General features: G+C 42.7%; 14 protein-coding genes and 1 pseudogene. 9 read left to right on the forward strand and 6 right to left on the reverse strand.

Annotation, left to right across the window (positions count from 1 at the left end; translation table 11 throughout):
• Nucleotides 1-579 precede the first annotated feature (579 nt).
• Nucleotides 580-7,107 carry an Ig-like domain-containing protein gene (locus TI10_RS03655; RefSeq protein WP_155416458.1) on the reverse strand — a complete coding sequence of 2,176 codons (6,528 nt, stop codon included), beginning with the start codon at nt 7,105-7,107 and terminating at the stop codon, nt 580-582.
• A gap of 413 nt (nt 7,108-7,520) precedes the next feature.
• Nucleotides 7,521-9,203 carry a phage tail protein gene (locus tag TI10_RS03660; protein ID WP_049581833.1) on the reverse strand — a complete coding sequence of 561 codons (1,683 nt, stop codon included), beginning with the start codon at nt 9,201-9,203 and terminating at the stop codon, nt 7,521-7,523.
• A gap of 365 nt (nt 9,204-9,568) precedes the next feature.
• Here TI10_RS03660 and pth point away from each other — a divergent pair, with 365 nt between their 5' ends.
• Together pth and ychF are read left to right on the forward strand one after the other, a co-directional pair.
• Nucleotides 9,569-10,159, forward strand: a complete 591-nt coding sequence (gene pth, locus TI10_RS03665) for an aminoacyl-tRNA hydrolase (RefSeq protein WP_049581835.1) — start codon at nt 9,569-9,571, stop codon at nt 10,157-10,159.
• A 135-nt stretch (nt 10,160-10,294) separates the two neighbouring features.
• Nucleotides 10,295-11,386, forward strand: coding sequence for a redox-regulated ATPase YchF (ychF, locus tag TI10_RS03670; RefSeq protein ID WP_049581836.1), 1,092 nt, complete (start codon nt 10,295-10,297; stop codon nt 11,384-11,386).
• 224 nt (nt 11,387-11,610) lie between these two features.
• On the opposite strand, the gene TI10_RS03675 is transcribed toward ychF, so the two are convergent.
• Together TI10_RS03675 and TI10_RS03680 are read right to left on the reverse strand one after the other, a co-directional pair.
• Nucleotides 11,611-13,359, reverse strand: coding sequence for an ABC-F family ATP-binding cassette domain-containing protein (locus TI10_RS03675; RefSeq protein ID WP_049581837.1), 1,749 nt, complete (start codon nt 13,357-13,359; stop codon nt 11,611-11,613).
• 527 nt (nt 13,360-13,886) lie between these two features.
• Nucleotides 13,887-15,095 carry a phage tail protein gene (locus tag TI10_RS03680; protein WP_049581838.1) on the reverse strand — a complete coding sequence of 403 codons (1,209 nt, stop codon included), beginning with the start codon at nt 15,093-15,095 and terminating at the stop codon, nt 13,887-13,889.
• 789 nt (nt 15,096-15,884) lie between these two features.
• On the opposite strand from TI10_RS03680, the gene TI10_RS03685 reads away from it, so the two are divergent.
• Nucleotides 15,885-16,691 carry a hypothetical protein gene (locus TI10_RS03685; RefSeq protein WP_049581839.1) on the forward strand — a complete coding sequence of 269 codons (807 nt, stop codon included), beginning with the start codon at nt 15,885-15,887 and terminating at the stop codon, nt 16,689-16,691.
• Between the two features lie 560 nt (nt 16,692-17,251).
• Nucleotides 17,252-18,094 (forward strand): hypothetical protein, encoded by an 843-nt coding sequence (locus TI10_RS03690; protein ID WP_049581840.1) that lies wholly within the window; start codon nt 17,252-17,254, stop codon nt 18,092-18,094.
• Nucleotides 18,095-18,248: 154 nt separating this feature from the next.
• Here TI10_RS03690 and TI10_RS25820 read toward each other — a convergent pair.
• Nucleotides 18,249-18,368, reverse strand: a pseudogene (locus TI10_RS25820) (AbrB/MazE/SpoVT family DNA-binding domain-containing protein); the annotation flags it as partial.
• A gap of 22 nt (nt 18,369-18,390) precedes the next feature.
• The gene (locus tag TI10_RS03695; RefSeq protein WP_049581841.1) at nt 18,391-19,818 is read right to left on the reverse strand and encodes an aminotransferase-like domain-containing protein; all 1,428 of its coding nucleotides are present in this window, start codon (nt 19,816-19,818) and stop codon (nt 18,391-18,393) included.
• Between the two features lie 130 nt (nt 19,819-19,948).
• On the opposite strand from TI10_RS03695, the gene TI10_RS03700 reads away from it, so the two are divergent.
• The 5 genes from TI10_RS03700 (at nt 19,949) to TI10_RS03715 (ending at nt 24,706) form a co-directional block, all read left to right on the forward strand.
• On the forward strand, nt 19,949-21,286 hold the full coding sequence (locus TI10_RS03700) for a cytochrome ubiquinol oxidase subunit I (RefSeq protein WP_049581843.1): 1,338 nt from the start codon (nt 19,949-19,951) through the stop codon (nt 21,284-21,286).
• Entirely contained in the window at nt 21,276-22,283 is a 1,008-nt protein-coding gene (cydB, locus tag TI10_RS03705) for a cytochrome d ubiquinol oxidase subunit II (RefSeq protein WP_049581845.1), read from the forward strand. Before TI10_RS03700 ends, cydB begins: the two co-directional genes overlap by 11 nt.
• Nucleotides 22,264-22,437: a DUF2474 domain-containing protein gene (locus tag TI10_RS23440; RefSeq protein ID WP_074525009.1), complete on the forward strand. Its 174-nt coding sequence runs from the start codon at nt 22,264-22,266 to the stop codon at nt 22,435-22,437. The genes cydB and TI10_RS23440 overlap by 20 nt, the downstream gene beginning before the upstream one ends.
• A 208-nt stretch (nt 22,438-22,645) precedes the next feature.
• A complete protein-coding gene (locus TI10_RS03710; RefSeq protein WP_244161501.1) occupies nt 22,646-23,734 on the forward strand; it encodes a histidine kinase in 1,089 nt (362 codons plus the stop codon).
• 138 nt (nt 23,735-23,872) lie between these two features.
• The gene (locus TI10_RS03715; protein ID WP_049581848.1) at nt 23,873-24,706 is read left to right on the forward strand and encodes a siderophore-interacting protein; all 834 of its coding nucleotides are present in this window, start codon (nt 23,873-23,875) and stop codon (nt 24,704-24,706) included.
• The last annotated feature ends 42 nt before the right edge of the window (nt 24,707-24,748 follow it).

Raw genomic sequence — 24,748 nt, forward strand, 5'->3', positions numbered from 1 at the left:
TATAAATAAACCATTTACTCTAGTCATTACTGTAATAGCAATCTATTCTTTATCCAAAAGGTATTATAAAATGGGATACAGTGTTTCCTCCGCATATTCAGAAAACTAAGCCAGAAACCATCAGCATATGAGTCCACATATGAAAAAAGCGCCTGACTAAGCTAATAACACTTACTCCAACCTCCACATACTCCTTGGTAAATGTATAAGGATCAATAGTAATAACTACTGAATCTAACTCCTCTCCCATACATTGATTTTCCCTCTCGGTCCAAGTGCTAAATGATCTTTGTGAGTAAAAATTCTAGCTACAGCTAATGTACGAGCAACCTGTCGCGGCTCATTAGGGGCTGAATCTGTTAAAATAACAAGAAGATAACATGGCTACGTTTTCACTATAATTCACAGTAATGGCAACTGAGCACGCTTCTAAAACCGTTATTCCCGAAACTATATCTGCTGTAAGTATCTACATATTAAATCTCATATTAAAATTAAACACCAATAAGTGATAAACACCTAATTTCCTATCAAAATAACGTTCTTCTACAATAATGCTTACTACCTATTATTTCCTCCCTATTCTTCACATAAAACTACATAAGCCAATGAATTATAAGCCAATGCATTTCGAACGTTGTTATCCAAAAAATGAGCCTGAATACTTGTCTCATTTTTTTGTAGCCCTCCCATTCTTACTCCGTTAGGATTTAACCCCCTCCGTGGATCTCCTAATAAACCCTTCTCAATAAGATTTAAATTTAAATTATTAACCAGATAATCAATTGATTCACCAAGATCACTCTCTTGTATCCTATTTCCTCTTGTACAACGAGGTAAAGGTTTACTATTGTCAATACGATCCCCTGAGAAAACTATACCAATCCCCGGCCCTCCCGGGTTAGAGTCAATAATTACAAAGTGGTCAATTTTCACATCAGGAATAACATATTTTAAATACCGACCAGATATTGGGTGTGTAAACGTCGCAGTTAATGTAACTGTTCCTGTTTTTTTAACTCGAAAATACTCTCCATCCACATCAACTATGTTCCTATTATTTGAGTCATATACTCCAGTATAACCAGCTATAGTTAATTTTCCAGGCAAATACTCGGGGACAAACTGCATTTTTGGCCAAGCAAAATTCATTCTTTCTTTTGGAACCGAATTCCCGTACCCTTTTCCATCCACAGGGTCATAATCCAATATAAAGAAGCCAGTAACATCCTGTTCATTAGCCTTAATTTCCACCGTCTTATTCTTAGAGCCAACAGATGAATCATTCACTTTGGCCGTTACCATAACAGCAACAAACCCACCACTTTTGCTATATATCTGGTACTGAGCTTTCCCATCAGCATCTGTTTTACCATCACCCACTACCTGAGTAACCAAGTTTTTATCAGTAATGGTAACTCCCTTACTATTTGTTGCACTCCAAGCCACCGTAACACCGCTTTTCGCCTGCCCGGAAAAATCTTTTACTGTGGCAGTAAAGGTGTAAGTATGCCCCTCGCCTTCTCCTTCTGTTACGTGATCTGGACTAACAGTCAGAGAAGCAAGCTCATCAGGACTGATAAAACTGATTTTTTTATCCACCTTCACCGGCGTCTGCTGAGTAGCCGTTTTGGCAGACACTTGTACATCAATCGCTACCACTGTACTGCTTAAGGTCGCCGTGACCTGCCCCTGCGCGTTACTCACCGGATTACTCTGTTTCGTCAGGGTTAACCCGTCTACCGCTGGATCTGTCTGCCAGTCAATATCGATCGGTTTATCCACCACCAGATTGCCATACGCATCTTCCACCGTCGCCGTGAAGGTGTAAGCATCAGTGCCTTCGTTGTAGAGCGGGCCTTCTTTGTCCACCGTTACGCGGGTAACATGATAGCTAGTGCTCAGATCCTCAAAGCTCACCTTTCGATCAGCCTCGACCCACGACGGGTTAGCCGCCGCCTTCGCCGATACCCGCACATCCTTCACCGCCGCCGTGCTGGTTAAGGTCGCGGTCACCTGCCCCTGCGCGTTACTTACCGGATTGCTCTGTTTCGTCAGGGTTAACCCGGCCTCCGTTGGCTCTGTCTGCCAGTCAATCTCGACCGGTTGATCCACCACCAGATTGCCATGACCATCCTTCACCGTCGCCGTGAAGGTATAACTGTCGGCGCCGTTGTTGTAGCGCTTCTCGTCTTTATCTTTATCCACATCCACCGCCACGCTGGCGACATAATAGCTGGTGCTCAGCTCCACAAAGCTGACTTTGCTCGCTGCCTTCACTGCCGTTTGCTGGCTGGCCGTTTTCGCCGACACCTGCACATCCGTCACCGCCGCCGTGCTGGTTAAGGTCGCGGTGACCTGTCCCTGCGCATTACTCACCGAATTGCTTTGTTTCGTCAGTTTTAGCCCGGCTACCGCGGGGTCTGTCTGCCAGTCAATCTCGACCGGTTGATCCACCACCAGATTGCCATGACCATCCTTCACCGTCGCCGTGAAGGTATAAGTATCGGCGCCGTTGTTGTAGCGCTTCTCGTCTTTATCCACATCCACCGCCACGCTGGCGACATAATAGCTGGTGCTCAGCTCCACAAAGCTGACTTTGCTCGCTGCCTTCACTGCCGTTTGCTGGCTGGCCGTTTTCGCCGACACCTGCACATCCGTCACCGCCGCCGTGCTGGTTAAGGTCGCGGTGACCTGTCCCTGCGCATTACTCACCGAATTGCTTTGTTTCGTCAGTTTTAGCCCGGCCACCGCGGGGTCTGTCTGCCAGTCAATCTCGACCGGTTGATCCACCACCAGATTGCCATGACCATCCTTCACCGTCGCCGTGAAGGTATAACTGTCGGTGCCGTTGTTGTAGCGCTTCTCGTCTTTATCCACATCCACCGCCACGCTGGCGACATAATAGCTGGTGCTCAGCTCCACAAAGCTGACTTTACTCGCTGCCTTCACTGCCGTTTGCTGGCTGGCCGTTTTCGCCGACACCTGCACATCCGTCACCGCCGCCGTGCTGGTTAAGGTCGCGGTGACCTGTCCCTGCGCGTTACTCACCGAATTGCTTTGTTTCGTCAGTTTTAGCCCGGCCACCGCGGGGTCTGTCTGCCAGTCAATCTCGACCGGTTGATCCACCACCAGATTGCCATGCCCATCCTTCACCGTCGCCGTGAAGGTATAACTGTCGGTGCCGTTGTTGTAGCGCTTCTCGTCTTTATCCACATCCACCGCCACGCTGGCGACATAATAGCTGGTGCTCAGCTCCACAAAGCTGACTTTGCTCGCTGCCTTCACTGCCGTTTGCTGGCTGGCCGTTTTCGCCGACACTTGCACATCCGTCACCGCCGCCGTGCTGGTTAAGGTCGCGGTGACCTGCCCCTGCGCGTTACTCACCGAATTGCTTTGTTTCGTCAGTTTTAGCCCGGCCACCGCGGGGTCTGTCTGCCAGTCAATCTCGACCGGTTGATCCACCACCAGATTGCCATGACCATCCTTCACCGTCGCCGTGAAGGTATAACTGTCGGTGCCGTTGTTGTAGCGCTTCTCGTCTTTATCCACATCCACCGCCACGCTGGCAACATAATAGCTGGTGCTCAGCTCCACAAAGCTGACTTTGCTCTCTGCCTTCACTGCCGTTTGCTGGCTGGCCGTTTTCGCCGACACCTGCACATCCTTCACCGCCGCCGTGCTGGTTAAGGTCGCGGTGACCTGTCCCTGCGCATTACTCACCGAATTGCTTTGTTTCGTCAGTTTTAGCCCGGCCACCGCGGGGTCTGTCTGCCAGTCAATCTCGACCGGTTGATCCACCACCAGATTGCCATGACCATCCTTCACCGTCGCCGTGAAGGTATAACTGTCGGCGCCGTTGTTGTAGCGCTTCTCGTCTTTATCCACATCCACCGCCACGCTGGCGACATAATAGCTGGTGCTCAGCTCCACAAAGCTGACTTTGCTCGCTGCCTTCACTGCCGTTTGCTGGCTGGCCGTTTTCGCCGACACCTGCACATCCGTCACCGCCGCCGTGCTGGTTAAGGTCGCGGTGACCTGTCCCTGCGCATTACTCACCGAATTGCTTTGTTTCGTCAGTTTTAGCCCGGCTACCGCGGGGTCTGTCTGCCAGTCAATCTCGACCGGTTGATCCACCACCAGATTGCCATGACCATCCTTCACCGTCGCCGTGAAGGTATAACTGTCGGCGCCGTTGTTGTAGCGCACTTTGTCTTTATCCACTTCCACCGTCACGCTGGCAACATAATAGCTGGTGCTCAGCTCCACAAAGCTGACTTTGCTCGCTGCCTTCACTGCCGTTTGCTGGCTGGCCGTTTTCGCCGACACCTGCACATCCGTCACCGCCGCCGTGCTGGTTAAGGTCGCGGTGACCTGCCCCTGCGCGTTACTCACCGAATTGCTTTGTTTCGTCAGTTTTAGCCCGGCCACCGCGGGGTCTGTCTGCCAGTCAATCTCGACCGGTTGATCCACCACCAGATTGCCATGACCATCCTTCACCGTCGCCGTGAAGGTATAACTGTCGGCGCCGTTGTTGTAGCGCTTCTCGTCTTTATCCACATCCACCGCCACGCTGGCGACATAATAGCTGGTGCTCAGCTCCACAAAGCTGACTTTGCTCGCTGCCTTCACTGCCGTTTGCTGGCTGGCCGTTTTCGCCGACACCTGCACATCCGCCACCGCCGCCGTGCTGGTTAAGGTCGCCGTGACCTGTCCCTGCGCGTTACTCACCGAATTGCTTTGTTTCGTCAGTTTTAGCCCGGCCACCGCGGGGTCTGTCTGCCAGTCAATCTCGACCGGTTGATCCACCACCAGATTGCCATGACCATCCTTCACCGTCGCCGTGAAGGTATAACTGTCGGCGCCGTTGTTGTAGCGCACTTTGTCTTTATCCACTTCCACCGTCACGCCGGTGACGCGATAACTGTCGCTCAGCTCCGCAAAACTGACTTTTTTATCCGCATTCACCGCCGTTGGCTGGCTGACCGTTTTCGCCGACACCTGAACATCCTTCACCACCACCGTGCTGGTTAAGGTCGCGGTAACCTGCCCCTGTGCGTTACTCACCGGGCTGCTCTGTTTCGTCAGTTTTAATCCGGCTTCCGTTGGCTCTGTCTGCCACTCAATGTCGATCGGTTTATCCGCTACTGGCTTGCCATGCGCATCCACCACCGTCGCCGTGAAGGTATAACTGTCGGCGCCGTTGTTGTAGAGTCCGCTGTCTTTGTCCACCGTCACGCGGCTGACCCGATAGCTGCTGCTGGTCTCAGTAAAGCTGACTTTTTTATCCGTAGTAATACGTTCGCCATTAATACTGACGCTGACTTGTATATCGGATAATGGTGTTGTACTGGTTAATGTCGCAGTCTGTTGCCCATTTTTATCTGTTGCTTCTGAATCAGGTTTTAATTTCAATCCCGGATCTTTTTTATCCGTATCCCAAACCAATTTAGCATTCTCTATCGGCGTCTTTTTGTCAGCGCCAAGCAGAGTCGCTGTATAGACATATTTCGCATTGCCATCAGCAATTAAAGGATCGGTGGTATTAACACTCAAAGAAATATTACGTTGTAATACATGAATTTGTATTTGCACATTCTGCTGAACATCTTTAATTGTACCTGTGATGGTATAGTCATTTTTGCCATCAGGCTGATATTCCGGTAACTGAATTGTATAACCATGAGTACTTTCTACATTTATAATCCCGCCATTCTTCTGGAATAATTCAGGCAGATCCCAAGTCACATTTTTGAATGGAGTATCAGATTGAATTTGTATTGGTTTAATTTCACCACCGTAACCACCAATTTCTATTACAGGGACCAGTAACCTAAAATGTTGCTGTTTTTTCAGATAATTCAGAATAATATTATTATTTCTTTCTACTAAGTCATAACGACTTCCTGCCAAACTTCGTAGTGAAGAAACATTTTCTGGTGAAAGTTGTTCTGATAACGGAACACCAAATCGGTAATTCACATTCAATGAAAATATACCATCGCTTTTTCCCTCTTTCCCTAATTTATAGTCAACTCCTGCTGTTATCAGTGGAACTGGGGTATAATTTACCCCAATAGTTGCCGCATAGGGATCTTTTTGCCTATTGTTAGTTCCGAATAATGCAACATTATCACCAAAATATTGTTCATATTTTATTTTGGCGCCGAGGGATGGCATTGAAGGTAAATACATGTCGGCAATCAAGTCATAACCATTTGCCGGGCGCTCATAATAATTGGCTAAATCACGGGAGTTATGCCAATCACTCAGGCGAAAATATGCGTTAGCAGACATTTTTAGGTAGTTAGTCCACAATTCACCACCCAGGCTGAATCGGCTATTATTACCGGTTAAATCGTTATCGTAAAAAGTGTTCGCCCCATACATCCAGTTATTTATGAATAAACGGGTTCCAACCCCTAAATTCACTGTGTCACGGCTATCTTTATGACGATATCCATATTGAGAGTAAACAAGCCAGTGATCTTTATCGTCATAGAAAGGAACGAGTAAATCTACAGAACTTTCATCCAGGTGCCCATGATGATCAATATTTAGATTAATTTTGGCTGTACCAAACTGTGATAGCCATTTCTGAGTATTATTGGTTATCTGACTATTTAATTTATTGACAACATAATCTTGGGCTAATTTTTTTGGATCTGAATTTAACAATCCCAGGAGTTCAGTGCCGCGAGATAGGATTAAAGGGGGAGTATTTTGATTATCATCTTTATGACTATTTTCATATAACTGGGGTATTTTGGGTTTTTCATCGCTATCGTTTTTTCCTATTGCGCTTCTCTTTGATAAGAAGTCACCACACCGCCTCTGACCTGATTGCTTTTTCTCTTTATTAGTAACGTTTTCGTGTAATTTATTGCTATCCTGTCCGGTTATCGGTTTTTTTCTATCAATATCATGCTTTATAACTGCTTCTGGATATTCCTGACAACTTTCAACACCAATCAAAGACTTTCCTGGTTCAGATAAAACAGGGTAGCTTTTTAGTAGCATAAGCGCTGCAAATAAAAAAAAGACCAGTAGCGCACTCTTATTTATCTTATAACTCATTAAGTTACGAAAAATACGATTGATGTTCATCAGTAATACCATAAATCTCTTACCTTTATATTCAGTTATAGCTACTGAGCACATTAAATGACTTTCTATAACTTTGTATAATGAAAATAAATTATCAGCCGATAACCATTAGTAATCACTTAGCAAAACAAAAACCGCAGGAAACCATTTTCTAACACGGCATTCAGTATTTATACAATTTTCATTAAAAACATATTTTCATTAAAAACATAAGCAGAAAACCCGTTGTACAAGTATTCCAACGGGTTTTCTGTTTATACTCGTTATCTTTCAAGCTGCCTCTTTGTTGGCTGCGCTCACTCACCCCAGTCACATCGTTATCTATGCTCCTGGGGATTCGCTCCCTTGCCGCCGCGCTGCAACTCGAAATCTATTAGGTATACTTGTAATTACTGAGTTCGCACTCAGTAATATTATGGTTTTTCCGGCCGTTGAACTCTAACATTAATCACTCGCCCATCGGGAATATCGCATAGTTCACCATCATTATAATAAATGACTTCTCCATCACTATTAACGCTCTTGACGCGTTTATTTTGGGCAAATATCGGCGCATCTTTATTTTGACGATGATAACATTCAATAGTGATATCGCCATTAGATGGATCTACTGATTCACAAACCCAAATCAGATTTAATCCGTTGCTATCTGCCGGAACGATAGTACCACCGTGAATGCCCCATGCTCCATCTTTAGCAAAACCGTTGCAACCACTAATGCGATATTTCCCTATATCTATTCGCTCGACAGTCATGCCTTCCGCTTCACGAGTTAGCTCATAAGTTCCGTCTGGATAAATACTCACTACAGGGCTGGATACTTTGAGATTGCCGTTAGTATCGGCAATGCAATTATCATTAAAAACTGCAATAGGGTTACCGTTATATCTCAACTTCTCGCCAACTGTCAGCCTGCCATATTTTTTTTCATTGCAAATATCAAAATCCGATGACCCGTCACCTGGAAACCCAATGTAGGCGGTTCTTTTTCCTCCCTCAACAAACTGGAAATATGCGTGTCTATCCGTGTCATATATTATATTAAAAACGCCTCCGGCCCCCTTTAAATTTGCCGACCCGGCATCAATCTGACCCGCAGGAGAAACAGAAAAAACCCGATTGTTATTAAAATATGCAACCAACTCACCACCGATTGTTAATTTGCCAGATTTTTTTTCGTTACAAATATCAAAATCCGGTGAACCGTCACCTGGAAATCCAACGTAAGCCGTTCTTTTTGCTCCCTCAATAAACTGACAATATGCATGTTTACCCGTGTCATGAATTATATTAAAAACTCCGGCATTCCCCCTTATACTCGCCGACGCAGCTTCAATATGACCTGCGGGAGAAACAGAAAAAACTCGCTTGCCGTTAATATCTATCGTATATCCGTAGGTATCGACGCTACCCCCACGCACAATACCGGTTTTAATATAATTGTCATACCAATTGTAAAGCGTAAACCCGACTATCTCACTTGTCGGTTTAGCTCCCTGCAAAGAAACTAACATAGTCGCATTACGTTCAGTAGGCAGTGTTTCAACCTGTTTAAACCTAAAATACTGTGGATAATTTCCACCATTGGCCGATACCGCATTTTTCGCCAATTCCACTGTTTCCGATAAGCCGAGGTTTTTTACAAACGCGTTTTTATCAGGAATATCTGCGCCATTTTGATTTTTTGCCAACCGGTTATTAGCATTATCATTTACATCAGAAACAAGTTTCTGCGTTACCGCGAGGGTATTACTGTTACCGGTTTTATCTGTAAGCTGCGTAACACCTTTTTGTGTTAATGAGGCACTCGGTACTTCTATTGCAATTTTTTGTTCTAACGCTCTATTTAGTTGAACAATAAGTTTAGCGATATCTCCATCATCCAGAACATCATTGCCGGAATATGTTGCGATAAAATTAGCCACAACAGATGTTATTGTCGATGATTGACGTAATACCTTGTTTAGTAAATGAGTAGTAATATTTTCTGGTGGAAATCCCGTCTTCAAACTCCGGCTTTCTTCATATCCTTCTTGACTCACCACGTTAGCATTATTACTAATAGAAAAAGCTTTAAAATCATTTTTTTGACTCATATATCCTCCTAAAATTAAACAACGTCATTTTATGATCAACATATTAAATCATTGTAAAAACTGCTCCACATAATTTATCTTAATTATAGTTTATCTCGAAAAAACAATAATGAAACTTTCTTATGACTTAGGTCGTTAACTATTTTTGTACTGCTGACAACAATAAAAGATTCAATATTTTCAATCCAGACAGATATCAAAACTATTTGCGCTTAATATCTTTAAGTAACTTTTCTCTTTCCAATTTCCTCCCGAAGATTTTCGTAACAATATTTCCTATACTTTCAAACTGAACTTTGTACTTGTAGCCCCCGACAGGTAAACTATTCTTCTTTTTGTTTTACTGCCAAAAGTGAAGAAAAATAGTGAGTAACATAAAATTAATCGTCGGTCTGGCTAATCCCGGCGCTGAATATGCCCAGACCAGACACAATGCCGGAGCCTGGTATGTTGACCTGCTCGCTCGGAGCCGCAATCAATCACTGAAAGAAGAGAATAAATTTTTCGGTTATACCGCCCGAATTAATATTTGCGGTCACGATGTTCGTCTGTTAGTCCCGACGACATTTATGAATCTCAGTGGTAAATCTGTCGCTGCCCTCGCCTCTTTCTACCGCATCCAACCGGATGAAATTCTGGTGGCCCATGATGAACTCGATTTACCGCCAGGAGTGGCAAAAATGAAACTGGGTGGCAGTCATGGCGGTCATAATGGTTTGAAAGATATTCAGAACAAATTTGGCAATAACCCTAACTTTCACCGTTTACGCATCGGTATCGGTCATCCCGGCGACAAAAATAAAGTTGTTGGCTTCGTGCTAGGCAAACCACCCGCCAGTGAACAAAAGCTGATCGATGATGCCATTGATGAAGCTCTACGTTGTACCGATATCCTGATGAAACAAGATATGGATAAGGCAATCAATCGGTTACATAGCTTCAAAGCCAGCGCTTGATAACATGAAATCGATAAATCTTGTCTGTAAGATCGTGATAGCCCGCCATTCCGTGTATAATGGCGCCAATTTTTTTTGACTCATCGAACAGGCTAACACAGCCTTTTGATTTATAAGTAAATTAAGGTGAAAATCATGGGATTCAAATGCGGTATCGTTGGCCTGCCTAACGTCGGAAAATCAACATTATTCAATGCGCTGACTAAAGCCGGTATCGAAGCAGCAAACTTCCCGTTCTGCACCATTGAACCCAACACCGGTGTGGTCCCTATGCCAGATCCACGGCTTGAACAACTGGCGGAAATTGTGAAACCTCAGCGAATCCTACCGACCACGATGGAATTCGTCGATATTGCTGGTCTGGTAAAAGGCGCATCAAAAGGTGAAGGCTTAGGCAACCAGTTTTTGACCAACATTCGTGAAACAGAAGCCATCGGTCATGTTGTGCGCTGTTTTGTCAATGACAATATCATTCACGTTTCCGGTCAAGTTGACCCTGCTGCTGATATTGAGATTATCAATACCGAACTGGCCCTTTCCGATCTGGACACCTGCGAACGAGCTATTCATCGTGTCCAGAAAAAAGCCAAAGGCGGCGATAAAGATGCCAAAGCAGAACTGGCAGCACTGGAAAAATGTCTGCCTCATCTGGAACAAGCGGGTATGTTGCGGGCGTTGGATCTCAGTACCGAAGAGAAAGCTGCTATCCGTTATCTGAGTTTCCTGACGCTAAAACCCACCATGTACATCGCTAACGTCAACGAAGAAGGTTTCGAAAACAACCCACACTTGGATGCGGTTCGTGCGATCGCAGAAAAAGAAGGCTCCGTGGTGGTGCCGGTTTGTGCGGCGGTAGAAGCGGATATCGCCGAGCTGGAAGATGATGAACGTGCAGAGTTTATGGCTGAACTTGGGCTGGAAGAGCCCGGTTTAAATCGCGTTATCCGCGCTGGCTATCAGTTACTGAATTTGCAAACTTACTTCACTGCCGGCGTGAAAGAGGTTCGAGCATGGACCATCCCGGTTGGCGCAACCGCGCCACAAGCCGCCGGTAAGATCCACACTGATTTCGAAAAAGGTTTTATTCGCGCACAAACCATCTCTTTTGAAGATTTCATCTCTTACAAAGGTGAACAAGGGGCAAAAGAGGCCGGCAAGATGCGCTCAGAAGGTAAAGACTATATCGTTAAGGATGGCGATGTGATGAACTTTTTGTTTAATGTCTAAATAGCTTCTGTCGTCTCAGGGCATTTCAGGATGTTTCATAGAGACAATGAAAACACTTAAAATCCACGCGGTTGCGTGGATTTTTCAGACCATTGACACACCTCGTTTAAAATAACGGAGTTTGTTTGAAAGACATCAAAGTGATGCAAGCCTTACAAAGAAAGGTCAAGCATCACCGTGATATTACATTCTCAGGGCTAAATGCGCCTGTTACGGGCAACGAATTACAGGTTCAACTGAGCCTGTATTTTTTCTATCTCCTTTATCCACTGCTGTTGAAGGTGCGGTTTCTGGTGAGCGATCTTACGTTTCCTATCGACTTCCAGCTTTTCTTCAAGATGAAACAGGCGCTCCAGTAATTGCTCTTCCGGCAATAAGAGAGGTTGTAACCTGTCGTCAGCAATATGGGAAGCATAGCGGCCGTATTCCTTGTGTTTACTTTGCTGCTGACTCATCTGTTCAATTTGCTGATAGATAGCCTCAACATCGTAATACTCTTCCAACTGGTTGTTATTGATAAACCAAAAACGCTGACAGCTATTTTCGATCAACCAGCGATCATGGCTAACAACAAGTAATGCGCCACTAAATGTCGCAATTTGCTCACACAGCGCTTCTTTACCTTCAATATCCAAGTGGTTGGTCGGCTCATCCAGTATGATCAATTCATACTTCGCCAGACTCAATCCTACAAACAGTAACCTTGAACGTTCACCGCCACTAAGGGTAGCCACTTTCTGCTGATGGCGCGAGTAAGCAAAACCAGCGCCGATCAGAGCCATCTTACGCTGTTCGTCTGTCAGTGGCGCAAATGGCCGTAACGCATCTGTCAAGCTGTCGTTATCATGCAACTGGTGCAACTGCTGATCGTAATAACCTGCTGTAATGGCCGGATGGAACTTTATCTCGGGACTGTGGCGCACCTCTGAGAGATAACGTTGCCACAACAGTCGCAACAAGGTTGATTTACCACAGCCATTAGCACCGATGATAGCAATGCGATCACCACTTTTTACCTGATGAAAACCGGTGGTAAACAGTGGCATTGAGCTGCCCTGTACTGCTATGGCGGCATAGTCAAGTTCAAGAACGCGATCAGCTTGAATAGGCTGACCAGTTAATGTCAACTGCCACTGGTAGCCTTCCGTCAATACTGTCTGAGTATCTTTCAGGCGCTCAACATGTTTTTCCATCTGTTTCGCTTTGCGTGCCAGATCCTCGTTATCATAAACGCGTCCCCAGATTGCAAGACGTTTGGCACTGGACGTGATGCGATCAATCTCCTTCTGTTCAAACTGATGGCGATGTTCATCACTCATATCTTTTTCTACGAGTGCTTGCCGGGCCTTGGAGCAGGGTAAACGATAAAAGTAGAGGGTCTTATCACGCAATATCCATGTGCAATTGGTGACCTTATCAAGCAGAGCCTGATCGTGGGAAACCAGAATAAAACTACCTTTCCAAGATTGAAGAAAATTACCCAGCCACCATAGGGTAGGTAAATCCAGATGGTTACTTGGCTCATCCAGTAATAGCAGATCAGGCTCCTGTATTAATGCCCTGCCTAATAGCAAACGTGTGTGTTGCCCGCCGCTGAGCTGACTGGCAGGCTGTGCCCACAGGGTTTCAGCGAAACCTAACTGTGTCAGAAGGACTTCCGCACGCCAGCGCTCTGTCACACGTTCATCAGCAGGTAATTTTTGCAAAACTGCATCGATCAATGGCTGATTTTCCACGTCTTCCGGTAAATGCTGCTCAATATAGGCAGTCACACAGTGGCTGGCATAGTGAATAGCGCCGCCGCTGGGAAGTAGCTGTGCCGTCAATAATTTTAATAGCGTACTTTTTCCACTGCCGTTATGACCAATCAGACCGATACGATCACCAGCCTGAATAGTGAAAAAGACATCATTCAGCAATGTGCTGGTTGATGTTTCGTAACAAATTGATTTTACAGATAATAATGTGCTCATGGCTTACTCATTTTTCAGGCGTGAAAACGCCCGGGTTAAGTCGGGAACGACAACCCAGTAAGCTGAGGAAGAGATTTTTTTGGATAACTTCGCTCAGGCAGGATTATCGCAGTGTAATACTGTGAAAGCCTGAGCTTTGGCGATTACCAAAGAAGTGTGAATATTCGATCACATCACACAACATCATAATTAGCCTCCTTAATTTATTTTTCCAAGTTGAACGGTGCTGTTATCGTAACAAAGCTGTTTGTTTATAAGCAAACAATAATATTAAAACTCCTAAAATCCGCGTAGCTACGCGGATTTTTTTATCTCCTAAACTACCAAATAAGTCTGACCATAAATTGCAATTTGCACATTATTCAGTAACGAATCACAAAGCGCCATTTATACCCGTCATCTTTCAAGTTGCCTCTTTGTTGGCTGCACTCACTCACCCCAGTCACATAGTTATCTATGCTCCTGGGGATTCGTTCCCTTGCCGTCGCGATGCATCTTGAAATCCATAGGGTATATTCCCGATAGTATTATTCTTGTGGTTTTTCCGGCAGTTGTACTCGAACATTAATTACTCGTCCATCGGGGATATCGCATAGCTCGCCATCATTGTAATAAATGACTTCCCCATCGCCGTTAATACTTTTAACACGCTTATTTTGCGCGAATATCGGCGCATCTTTATTTTGACGATGATAACATTCGATGGTTATATCGCCACTGGATGAATCTACCGATTCACAAACCCAAATTAGATTTAATCCATTGCTATCTGCCGGAACGATAGTACCACCGTGAATTCCCCATTCTCCATCTTTAGCAAAACCATTGCAGCCGCTAATACGATATTTCCCGATCTCTATCCGCTCGACAGTCACGCCTTTCGCTTCGCAAGTTAACCGATAAGTTCCGTCTGGATGAATATCGACCACTGGGCTGGAGACTTTAAGATTGCCATTCGTATCCGGCTTGGCGTTGCTTGTTGACCAGACTTTATACCACGAATTCCATTTATTAATGTTACCGTCACCATTATGCGTTCTATAGTGTAATTCGCTCTTCTGAGCATATGTGGATTGAATCATCAGTTCATAACCCTTAAAGCCTCCATACCCTCCTGAAAGTCTAATTCCTGCTCCATATACACCTGGACCATTTAGTCCTGTTGGATATGCAAAATATGTCGAATTCTGAGGAATGTTATCAAAATTATCGATTGTAGATGATGTATTATTCCCAACAACAACCGGTTTTGTACTAATCACTTCTAAACCGAGATTTTCTACAAATGCTTTTTTATCAGGAATGTCTGCGCCGTTTTGATTTTTTGCCAATCGGTTATTAGCATTATCATTTATATCAGAAACTAGTTTCTGCGTTACCGCAAGGGTATTACTATTGCCGGTTTTATCTGTGAGCTGAGTAACACCTTTTTGTGTTAATGAGGCATTTGGCACTTTGGTTGCGATTTTTTGTTCTAACGCTTCATTTAATTGGACAGCAAGTTTAACTATATCCCCATCATCCAAAACATCATTACCAGAATATGTTGCGATAAAGTTAGCCACAATAGATGCTATTGTTGACGATTGACGTAATACCTTATTGAGCAAATGAACTGTAATATTATCTGGTGGAAACCCAGTCTTTAAACTCCGGCTTTCTTCATATCCTTCCTGACTCACTACATTAGCATTATTACCAATAGAAAAAGATTTAAAATCATTTCTTGGACTCATACACCCTCCAAAATCAAACAATATTATTTTATAAATAACATATTGAACTACTGTAAAAATCATTCCCCATAAATCACTTCAATCATAGTCTAACTTAGAAAAAGAATAATAGAACACTCTTACAACTTACATTACCAACTATTTTTATAATTGATAGAAATAAAAATAAAACTCCCTAAAACAAGCATACATTGAAACTATTTATGTCCAATATATAAAAATGTGCTTTCATAACCATTTCAATTTGAAAATATTTATGATAATGATTACTTCCCAAGAATAAAAACAATAATTATCCACATAATAAACCCATATTATATTATTAGGTAATGCTTTTCACGGCAAAACAGATAAGACGAACTACAAAAAAAATATTTCAATCAAGAAGTTAATATAATTGATCTTAATTTTTACTTGTAATTATTTATTTACAATAAATATGAATCTAAACAAACCAATAAATAATTAATAATAAAATGCATTATTAGAAAATAAAAAATAAACAGCAAAACAATATAATTTAAGATTATTCAATGAAAACAACCAAAACACAAATTTTACCATAATGGACTTTACATATTACATTTTTACACTATTATTAAAAGATTAGATATATATTTTTACCTATTGATTAAAGTATTCTCGGTTTTCAGGAACATATGTTTATCACATAAATAAAACCCTATATTATTGATATAAAATAAATTATCGTTTCTGACTCTGGGACTCATTTTTAGCAAAAAATAAAAATCAATTACTTATCTAATAAATCTATAAAGGAAAATAACTATGAAAGATATATTAACAAATTATGATCATAAAATTAAAGATATTCAAGAGTGGATAGAATACATTAAACACAGAGGAGAAAAATATCCTAAAACTCAGCAACATTTAGATAACATTTTTACTCATTTCTTAGAAACGGAGAACCTTTCTGATATACAAAGTCCAGCCAGTGTAGCAGCTACAGATAAATACATACTATTCGCAAAGAAATCGGCCACACCAAATAAATATCCGGTCAGCGTCACTGAAGGTCTACAAACTATCATCAATTTATGTCGAGTAGCATCCGGCTACGATCCATTGGAACCAGAAGGTGATGGCAACGCGCAGAAATTCATTGCATTCACAGAAGAAATAGCAAAAGTTCCCTTTCTCTCTTTACTATGGACAGATAAAAATACGATTACTCAACAAAGCCATGATACCAATGTCTTGATCGATTCTTTTGTCGAAGCCTTTCGCGGGTTATCTCCCCAGGATAAAATTAAGATTAAAACTTATTTGAAAGAGTTGATTAATACCGCCTTATCATATGCCGATCAAAAAGAAAAGAAATCTAACCTAGTACAATATGCTCTGACTAAAACCCCAAATGGGGCGTCACTCTTACTTTATTCTTCTGTGCTAATAATAAAGAAAGTAGATAACAAGGGTACTATTAAATTCACCTCTCATTATAATCTTTGCCAAGCAGAGTATAATCTCAGCCAGAAAATGTGGGAAATAGTAAAATCTGCATTCGAAAAAGAAGATAAGATAACTATAGAATATTTAATTGATTGTATGACAACCAAAATGAAGGCATAAATTAAAAAATTTCTATAAGTAGATTAATTGATTTATATCAATAATATTATTACCAATATGTAATGAGATTATTTCAATCATAGTTATTCAATAAAATCATCAAGTTAAAAAACATACAAATATAATATAAAGAATAGAATATGCGATCAATATATATAAAAAATGAATTATCTTAAAATGTGAATTTCCAAACAGTATGTTAATACTAATATGAAAATATCACATGAACAACTATTTATCTGTGAAGAACAAGTTAAATTACACACCCTTAATATTTGATAGTGAAAAATACCCACTTACGGATATAATTAGTTTACACAAAAATATATTTAACACTTATTAAAAATTCAAAATAAAATATTTACCTACATAAACAATAATTCACAGAGAATAAAAACATGCTTTATTTCTGGAATATTACCGAGCTAAAAAAAGTAATATTAAGTATATGATTGTCAATTTATCTCTCTGTTAAAAATAGGGTTCATCATTGTTCCCTATTTTCAACAGTACTCTAACATTCAATACCTAACTTAATAAATCTATTAAGGATAAAAGTCATGGAAAATATCTTAAACAATCCTGATTATGCAGTTAAAAAAGCCCAAGAATGGATAGAACAAATTGAAAAAGGAGGAACAAGGCTCCTTAAAGATTGGGAACGTTCAGACAATATTATTATGAATTATCCTGATGTTGGAGATTCTTCTGATGTACAAAGCCCAGCTAATGGCGCAGCGACAGGAAATTATACACAGCTTGCAAGAGATTCCTCCACACCATCTAAAAATCCACTAAGCATTGCCGAAGGCTTGCAAACTGTTATTAATATGTGCCGTGCGGTCTCAGGCTATAATCCTTTAGATCCTCAAGGCCCAGGCAATAAAAAGAATTTCTTCTCATTTACAGAAGAATTATCTGGCGTTCCCTTCCTTTCTTTGCTGTCAGCAAGCACACAATATGTTATTCAAAAAAGCCATGATGCAAATGTTTTGATCAACTCTTTCCTGGAAAACTTCTTAGGGTTATCTAGTCAGGAGAAAGAGCAGATGAAAATCCCGCTGAGGCAACTGGCTATTGCTGCATTATCCTATGCAGGTAGAAGGCAAACTCAATCCAATTTCGTGCAAAGTGTTCTTGCTACATCACCAAGAGGCGGCGTGTCATTCTTCTTGTATTGGTCTGAGTTTTCAATCATCGCTTCCGAAGATGATAAAGGCATGATCGAATTCAAATCTAGTTACCTCCTGCCACAAGCAGAATATAACCTGAGATACGAATCATGGGTAAATGTAAGGCCTGCATTCGAGAAAGCACAGAAGGTATCATTAGAAGATTGGATCAACAGTATGACAACGCGGAAAAAACAAGGAAGTAACGTAAGAGCGCTCTGTATAGAATAATGTGGTGAAATAACCCCAAAATGGTGTCTGCAAAAGCGTCGTGGACACCATAAGTTTCCTAGATTTCCTGATTTCCCTGCGCTTTTAATAAGCTCCATCAATGCCACAGTATTGATATACCTTACTTAATCGTGATCAAGCCTGTATTTCAACATCAGAATTCTTCACGTTTTTGTACTGGCGGCTGGTCACGTTCTGTTAAGAAATCTGCCGTAACACCAGGGCCATCAAACCAGCTATCCCAAGACTCGCCAGCCATATCAACCTGTCTCGTTGCTTTCTCCATGAAATTCTCCTTAATTGGGATTAATATCAGCCAATAATGTATGGCAAATATTGCCTAAAGTCTGCATAGCGCGTTCCATTTCCTGATTCCAATCAAAAGAGGCATTCAGACGGAAGGCATGATTAAACTGTTCGCTGGTACAAAACATACTACCCGGCGCAATGCTGATCCCTTCCGCTAATGCTAGCTGATAAAGCCGCTGTGCATTGAATAGAGGCTCCAATTCCAACCAGAGGAAATAGCCGCCTTTAGGACAATTTACTTTTACTGAAGCGGGCATATAGTCACCAATCGCTCGTAACATCAGGTGTTGACGTTGCTCCAATATGCGGCGAAGGCGGCGTAAGTGGTTGTCATATCCCCCCTCCGCCAGATAATCAGCAATTGCCAGTTGCGTCGGCATGCTGGCAGAAACGGTGCTCATCATTTGTAGTTGTTGAATTTTCTTGGCATGTTTTCCTGCTGCAACCCAACCTACCCGAAATCCCGGCGCCAAACATTTAGAAAACGAGGAGCAATGCATAAAGTTGTTTTCGCTGTCCAACCCTTTCGCCGGTACAGGCCGTTGTTGATCGAAATAGAGTTCACCATAAACATCATCTTCAATTAGCGCCACCTGATTACTGTTCAGAATATTCACCAGCCGTAATTTACTTTCAGCAGACATCGTTCCCCCTAACGGGTTCTGAAAGTGAGTCATTAACCAACAGGCTTTTATCGGGTATTTCTGAATCACCTCCTCCAGCGCATCCAAATCAATACCGTTTTGTGGATCAGTTTTGATGGCTACCGCTTTCAAGCGTAAACGTTCAATGGCCTGTAAAGCACCGTAAAAAGCCGGTGATTCAATCACGACCCAATCGCCCGGCTCTGTCACCGACTGTAAACTGAAACTCAGTGATTCCATCGCGCCAGCGGTAATGACAATCTCATCAGGAGAAACATGAATACCATGCATCGCATAGCGGCGCGATATGTTACGACGTAACTTATCATTACCCGGCGGTAAATTGGCTAAAGCGCTATGTGGCGCTATTCGCCTGGCAGCCGCCGCTAACGCTTTGGAGAGTTTAGGTTGAATCAATAAGGATGGATCTGGAAATGCTGAGCCAAAAGGAATAATCGCAGGATCTTTACACGCCTGTAATACATCAAAAATCGAAGCGCTTATTTCCACGCTTTCACTTAAATGTAATCGCGTCCCCCCTTTTGCTGCGGCAAAGGGTTGCAAACGTTTAGCGACGTAATAACCCGATTGCGGACGGGAAATGATCCATCCCTGACTCTCTAATAATTGATAAGATTGAACAACGGTCATCAAACTCAAACCTGATAACTTCACTGATTCTCTCAGTGAAGGTAATCTATCTCCCACCAGCCAGGTACCATCTTCGATATGTTGAAGAATTTGTTTGGCAAATTGTTCATAACGCTTCATCAATTCAGACCTCTCACAAACTGTTATAGTTAATATACAGAAAACTGTCACTATTATAGTTATTTTTTTCATGCTTTACTTACCCACACACATTTCCTGCCTTTATTCAAACTAAAAATAAGAGGTCACTATGTTTGGTTTAAGTGCCTTGGAACTGGCCAGAATTCAATTCGCGTTTACCGTCTCGTTTCATATTATCTTTCCGGCGATTACCATCGGGTTGGCAAGTTTTTTAGCGGTACTGGAAGGGTTATGGCTGAAAACGCGGAATACCGATTACAAAGCGCTATATCATTTCTGGTCGAAAATTTTTGCCGTCAACTTCGGTATGGGCGTGGTTTCCGGTCTGGTTATGGCTTATCAGTTTGGCACCAACTGGAGTTTTTTCTCTGATTTTGCCGGTTCAATCACCGGTCCATTACTGACTTACGAAGTCCTGACCGCGTTCTTTCTTGAAGCGGGCTTTCTCGGCGTGATGTTATTTGGCTGGCATCGTGTCGGTGAAAAATTACATTTCTTCGCCACCCTTATGGTTGCGTTAGGTACTCTGATATCCACGTTTTGGATACTGGCCTCCAATAGCTGGATGCAAACCCCGCAAGGCCACGAAATTGTTAATAATCAGGTCGTCCCCGTCGACTGGCTGGCAGTGATATTTAATCCCTCCTTTCCCTATCGTCTGGCTCATATGTCTACTGCGGCCTTCCTCGCCTCAGCATTCTTTATTGCAGCTTCAGCGGCATGGCATTTATTAAAAGGCAATGACTCGACAGCAATGAAAAAAATGCTATCCATGTCGATGTGGATGATCCTGATTATTGCGCCTTTACAGGCATTGATTGGTGATGCTCACGGTCTTAACACCCTCAAGCATCAACCCGCCAAAGTTGCGGCAATGGAAGGCCATTGGGAAAATCTTCCCGGCGAAGCGACGCCGCTGATCCTGTTTGGTCTCCCGGATATGAAGCGCGAAGAGACGCATTATGCCGTCAAAATCCCTTATCTCGCCAGTCTGATTTTGACTCACAGTATCGATAAGCAGGTTCCTGCGCTTAAGGAGTTTCCACCGGAAGACAGACCAAATGCGCTTATGGTTTTCTGGTCATTTAGAGTGATGGTCGGCCTCGGTGTATTGATGATAATTGCCGGCTTTTGGGGACTTTGGTTGCGCTATAAGAGGCGACTTTATCAGTCAAAAGCCTTCCTGCGTTTTATATTCTTGATGGCGCCTTCCGGCCTGATCGCCATTCTTGCCGGTTGGTTTACTACCGAAATAGGCCGTCAACCGTGGGTCGTTTATGGTTTGCTACGCACCAAAGATGCGGTATCCGCACACGGTGAAATACATATGAGCATCAGTCTGTTGCTTTTCATCGCGGTTTACAGCTCGGTATTTGGTGTGGGTTACGCTTATATGATGAAACTTATCCGTAAAGGTCCCAAAAAGGAGTTAAACAATGGGTATTGATCTGCCGTTAATCTGGTTCATCATCATTGTGTTCAGCATCATGATGTACATTGTCATGGACGGTTTTGATCTTGGGATTGGGCTGCTTTATCCCACGGTTAAAAGCGATAACGACCGCGATTTAATGATGAACAGCGTTGCTCCGGTGTGGGATGGTAACGAAACCTGGCTGGTGCTTGGCGGCGCAGGGTTATTCGGCGCTTTCCCTTTGGCTTACGCGGTTATCCTTGATGCATTAACAATCCCACTGACATTAATGTTATTTGGCCTGATTTTCCGTGGCGTCGCCTTTGAATTTCGTTTTAAAAGCGCGCCTGAGCATCGTCATATCTGGGACAAAGCCTTTATCAGCGGCTCTGTGATGGCGACGTTTGTTCAGGGCGTGGTAGTAGGCGCCTTTATTCAAGGGTTCCCGGTGGAAAACCGGGCTTACGCCGGCAGCTATTTCGATTGGTTCGCACCCTTCCCTCTATTCTGTGGTTTTGGACTGGTGGTTGCCTATGCGCTGTTAGGTTGTGGCTGGCTGATTATGAAAACCGAAGGTCACCTTCAACAAGAGATGTACCGTGTCGCCCGCCCACTCATTTTTTTGATGCTGGCAGTTATCGCCATTATCAGTTTATGGACACCCTTCATTCATCCGGCAATAGCTGAACGTTGGTTCAGTCTACCTAACTTGTTGTTCTTCCTGCCTGTGCCGCTGTTGGTGGTCTGCGCTGGCTGGAAACTTCTGCATTCCATCAAACGTAAAGCCCATTACACACCGTTTCTATTAGCGCTGTTGTTAGTTTTTCTTGGCTACAGTGGATTAGGCATTAGTATCTGGCCTAACTTGATCCCGCCGACAATCAGCTATGAAGCCGCGGCAGCGCCGCAACAAAGCTTAGGTTTTATGCTGGTCGGCGCCTTACTTATCATCCCAGTGATTCTGGTTTACACCTATTGGAGCTACTACGTTTTTCGGGGGAAAGTTAACCATGAACAAGGCTACCACTAATCAAGCTATCACTAATCAAAACATCCCACGCCCTTCTATATGGAAACGGATAGGCTGGATGGCAATGATCTGGTTATGCAGTGTGATGGCTCTTTTTGCTGTTTCCACACTATTTCGCTTTTTAATGACAGCAGCGGGTATGAAATTGAAGTAATTATTAACACTATTTAATAAATTGAGCTAAAGTTTTCATCAGTATTGCAGAACGGAATCTTAACCTGATGAAAACAAGTTCAAATAACACCATCTTTAAAAACCAAAAACTGTTTGTAATCAACTCCATTATAAATTTATTTTTACTTTTTATACTGTTGTTGATTAATAAACCGTCGATTCCAGATTTAATTTTACCGTTATTGATAATGTTAAGTATTACAAATGTCTACTTTCTGATAAAAGTGGTACATAACTCTGCTCCTGTTAAAGAATGGCAACATGCAAGATACAAAGCAGAAATTAACGCACTGAAACAAAAAAATGGCTATTTGGATTTCCTCTGTCAAAGCCATTTCAAACTCCAAAATTGTAAGCTACTACCTGAAAAGCTTCAGGAGATTTTTTCCCATCTCAATCGCCTGATCCCTTTCTGTGAAGCCAAAATCATCTTTTATCCATCACAACAAGAATATTCCTTCCGTAATCCCCACCAATGTCCCTATTTCGATATGCCGCTTATTACAAGATGGAATCTAGATGACAATATTGATAACTATGGAATACTCTGGATAAAAACACACAGAAATAGTGATCTTACTCCTGATGAAAAAAGCTTGGTCCAGGATGTGGTGACTTTAATGACAAATAAACTATTACGGGAAAATCAGATCCAATGCCAACACCAGAGTATGTTGGCCGCAGAGAGAGCCGCTATTTCCCGTGAACTGCACGATTCCATTGCTCAATCCCTCTCTTTCCTTAAGATTCAAGTTAATTGCCTATATATCGGCAGTGATAATTTACCCAAGCAAAGTTTAACCTCACTGAATATGATTAAAGATGAGTTGAATATTGCCTATCGCCAGCTAAGAGAATTACTGGCAACGTTCAGGAACGAACAACCTCAATGTAATCTACAAGCATCTTTACAGGACTTGATTAATGAATTTAACCACCGTCTAGGCTTCAATATTGAATTCAATTATCGGCTGACACATCAGCACATTCCTGACAGTTACAGCAAACATTTGATACAAATCATTAGGGAATGTTTGAATAACTGTTATAAGCATGCCGATGCCAATTGGATCAGTGTCCGTATTTATCCGATTGATGACAAAATTATTACAGTTGTCAGTGATAACGGTCAGGGTATCAATCTGAACTCCGTTAATAAGAACAAATTTGGCATGGCTATTATGCAAGACAGAGTTTCTATCCTGGGTGGACAATTACAAATAAAAAATCGTAAACATGGTGGTACAGAAGTAGAAATTCAATTTTCACTGGATTGAAAAAGGCAGATAAATCCCATTATCGGCGGCAATGCAATTTGTTGAATGATAATAATTAGCATTTACGTTAATTGCTGTTACACTAAATTTGGTTTTATCAGATAATAACCTTAGGTAAGTTTTCCAGAGGAATTTTACGTGACTAATAGAATAATTGAAGAAAAAAATATTTACCGTCCTGCACCACCGAGGCTTGTTCAGGTAAAAAACATTTTCGATGTGACACCTAATATGCGTAGCATTACTTTCACCAGCGAGTGTCTGGATAGTTATCCCACTGAATGTGAAGGTGGGCACCTAAAGATATTCTTACCGCTTCCGGGGCAGACCAAACCGGTATTACCTGCTTTATCCCCAGAAGGCCCGATATGGCCGCCGAGTGAACTGCGTCCAATTACTCGCACTTACTCGGTTCGGGCCATCCGTACCGAACAAAAAGAGATCGATATTGAATTTGCACTACACCACAACGGCGGCCCGGCAGTGGAATTTGCTTATCGAGCCAAAATCGGTGACTGGATCGGCATCACTAACCCCGGCGGCCCAGATCCATTACTGCCAAAAGTCAGCAATTATTATATGGCCGGCGACCCAAGCTCCCTACCGGCTATTGCCGCGTTACTGGAAACCGTAAAACCAGATGCGACTGGACAAGTGATTATTCGTATCGACAGTGAGCAAGATATTCAGGAATTAAAAAAACCGGCTGGAATAGCGGTTCATTGGATCACTGGTGATGTTGAAATAACTGACACAATCGTATCTGAATTCAAATCCTGGTCATTACCAACAGAAGATGTCACTTTCTGGCTTGCCGGTGAAGATAAGCTGGTAAAAGAACTTCGTCGCTATATTCGCCGAGAAAAAGGCTATGAACGTCACCAGCTATATGCTATTCCCTACTGGAGGCACGGCTTTGATGAGGAAGGTTATCATGTCCTGCGCCATGAAGTGATGGATAGCGACGATTAACAGCCTTGCATATTTATACTCGCTTGATCCCCTCTCCTATTG

Origin of the sequence: Photorhabdus luminescens subsp. luminescens, from assembly GCF_001083805.1 — a bacterium.
In the GTDB taxonomy this organism is placed as follows: Bacteria; Pseudomonadota; Gammaproteobacteria; order Enterobacterales; family Enterobacteriaceae; genus Photorhabdus; species Photorhabdus luminescens.